Source organism: Hanamia caeni (assembly GCF_003721595.1).
Classification (GTDB): Bacteria; Bacteroidota; Bacteroidia; order Chitinophagales; family Chitinophagaceae; genus Ginsengibacter; species Ginsengibacter caeni.
In genome coordinates this window covers 1-3,299 of sequence record NZ_RJJR01000037.1, presented here as the reverse complement: position 1 = coordinate 3,299, position 3,299 = coordinate 1, and the positions used below count along the sequence as shown (strand labels likewise).

General features: G+C 37.2%; 1 protein-coding gene. It reads left to right on the top strand.

Annotation, left to right across the window (positions count from 1 at the left end):
- Positions 1 to 421 precede the first annotated feature (421 nt).
- A partial coding sequence (locus EFY79_RS21165) for a right-handed parallel beta-helix repeat-containing protein (RefSeq protein WP_123122757.1) occupies positions 422 to 3,299 on the top strand: 2,878 nt, incomplete at its 3' end.

The following is a 3,299-nucleotide window of genomic DNA, read 5'->3' as shown; positions in this document are numbered from 1 at the left end:
TTCTTTATCAGTAAAGGAAAGCTTTAGATCCATTTTTCACCATTAAGATTTTCTTACTTCAATTTTAGAAAATAATTTTTATCCGAAACACAACATCAGAGCAGTTTTTATACACATATTCTCCAATGGCCGCCATTAGAAAAATTAGCTAATGAACTTTTTGGGCTTATCATTTTTTTTTTGAAAATTCATTCTAGTTAAAAAGAAATGTGAAAAGCCGTTTTGTTTTTAATGGTTTCAGCAACTGTTCAATGCAAATTTTTGATACCGAGGTCTTAAAACTGCAGCTCCATAAAATAATATTGTTGCGCCTGCGTTTATACCAATCAGAAACATCAACTAATCCCTGATTTTCTTTTGCTCACTTTTTAATAGTGAGAAATATCCTTTAATCCTTTATCTAATATTCCTGAAGAAACCTATGAAAACTCTTCTCTATCTATTATTTATTGTATTCGGTTTTACCGCAAATGCAAAAACGTTTTACGTTTCCAACGGCGGAAACGATCTTAATTCAGGCGTAGATCCTACTACTCCCTGGCAAACTTTATCAAAAGTAAATTCATTCACCTTCAATCCTGGGGACCAAATATCGTTTAAAAGAGGTGACGCTTTTTATGGCAGGATCACTATTAATCAATCGGGTACGTCCGGTAATCCCATCACATTCGGGGCTTATGGAACAGGTGCGAATCCCGTATTTAATGGTTTTGTGAGTGTTACTTCATGGACAAATTTGGGTAGTAATATATGGGAAAGTAGCGGTGCTGTTTCTACGCTTCCTACACTGAAAATAGTCGTAATAAATAACATAAACACGCCAATGGGGGCGTCTCCAAACCGTGATGCGACTTATCCGTTTTTACCGAACTATTTTACTTTTCAATCTTATTCTGGATCAGGAATGGGAACTACAACTATTACAAGCACTAACCTCAGCAGTGCAACCAATTGGACAGGTGCAGATGTAGTTGTAAGAGCAAACCACTGGACTTTAGATAAAGAAACAATAACAAATCAAGCAGGGAGCACAATAACCTATCAGGGACAGACAAATGCAATAAGTGAGAATGCAACCAACGGCTTTTGGATTCAGAATGATCCTCGCACATTGGATGTTCAGAATGAATGGTATTATAATCCTTCTACTAAAAAAATAAGAATTTACAGCACTTCCCAGCCTCAAAATGTTAGGGTAGCAACAGTTGATACAATGATTTATGCAGGTGGTAAAAGTTATATAACCGTTGATAATATTGATTTTACTGGCGCTAATACGTCCGCTCTTGTCTTTTCCGGTTGCAATCATTCCACCATCACCAATTCAAATATTTCCTACACCGGAGAAACAGCCATTCAGGCACAAAACACTTCTAATTATTTATATGTAGAGAATTGTAATCTCTCAGACTTTGGAGGTGCAGGAATCTGGAACACAGATAACGGCACGAACTGGATAATCAGAAATAACACTTTTAAACGGTGCGGCCTGGTTTCGGTAGTTAAACCAAATGATTATACGAATGGAGCTATTGAGATTTTTTCAGACAATGCGCTGATCCAATATAATATTATTGATAGTGTTGCTTATGAAGGCATTCACTTCAGAGGGAATAATGTGCAGGTAAGAAATAACTTCGTAGATCACTTTACATTCCTTCGTGATGACGGTGGTGGTATCTATACAGGATTCACCAATGAAACAGGAAAGATTATAGATGGCAACATTGTTTTAAATGCTATTGGGAATTCAAGAGGTATAATTGCAGGTGACGCAGCAGGTAATGGTATTTATTTAGACGGGTTAACAGATGATGCAACAGTAACGAATAATACAGTCGCACATATAGTGAGTGCAGGTATTTTCCTTAATAACGGTAGGCTGAATAAAATTCATAATAATACAGTTTATGACATCGGTGGAGACCATTGGACGAGAGGAGCGTTAATGGTGCAAACCTATGGAAGTGCCCCATACGCAAGTTACCAGCGTAATAATAATGTAACAAATAATATCTTTTTCCAAAAGAGAGCCTCTCAGGTTGGTATTTTTTATTACACAGATAACGGTAGTAATAACGCGATACAGGACTTTGGTATATTGGATTCAAACTATTATGCTAAGGCAACAGATAATTCGTATTTTGTTACATATAGGGCAGAGGGTGGCGGGTATCAAAATCTTGGACTTTCCCAATTTCAAACCGTTACCGGTAAAGAACTTAATGGTAATTTTTATAATCAGAAAATAATTGATACTTCCACAACATTATTTTTATATAATCCTACAAAAAATGATTCTACTATCTCATTACCTGCAAATTTTAAAGATGTAAGAGGAAATACTTTCAGTCGAAGCATTACTTTATCGCCATATTGTAGTGCAATTTTAATTTATGATTCACCTTCAACGTCAAATATACCTCCGATAGCAGATGTAGGTTCTGATAGATCAATTCAATTGCCAAAAAACAGCATAGTCTTGCCAGGTAATGATAGTTATGATCCAGACGGTACTATCATTTCATACAGATGGTTACAAATATCCGGACCAACACAAGCAACAATAACCAATGTAAATTTACCAGATGGAGGTGTTTTAGATTTAACAGAAGGCACTTATCAGTTTCAATTAACTGTTACAGATGATAAGGGGGCAACCGGAACGAAGATTTTAAACGTTACCGTTAATGAAGCAGCCAATATTCCTCCAACAGCCAATGCTGGCAATGATCAGACGATCACCCTTCCAAAAAACAGCATCAGCTTAAATGGAACGGCAGTGGATTCAGATGGTAGCATTTCTTCTTATTCCTGGACAAAAGTCTCCGGCCCAGCCAGTGGAACAATAAATAATGCGAATTCTTCTTCTGCTACAGTTACTAATTTATCAGCAGGAACTTACCAGTATCAATTAGCCGTATCAGACAACAAAGGAGCGATAGCCAAAAGTACAGTAAACGTTACCGTTAATGAAGCAGCCAATATTCCTCCAACAGCCAATGCTGGCAATGATCAGACGATCACCCTTCCAAAAAACAGCATCAGCTTAAATGGAACGGCAGTGGATTCAGATGGTAGCATTTCTTCTTATTCCTGGACAAAAGTCTCCGGCCCAGCCAGTGGAACAATAAATAATGCGAATTCTTCTTCTGCTACAGTTACTAATTTATCAGCAGGAACTTACCAGTATCAATTAGCCGTATCAGACAACAAAGGAGCGATAGCCAAAAGTACAGTAAACGTTACCGTTAATGAAGCAGCCAATATTCCTCCAACAGCCAATGCTGGCAATGATC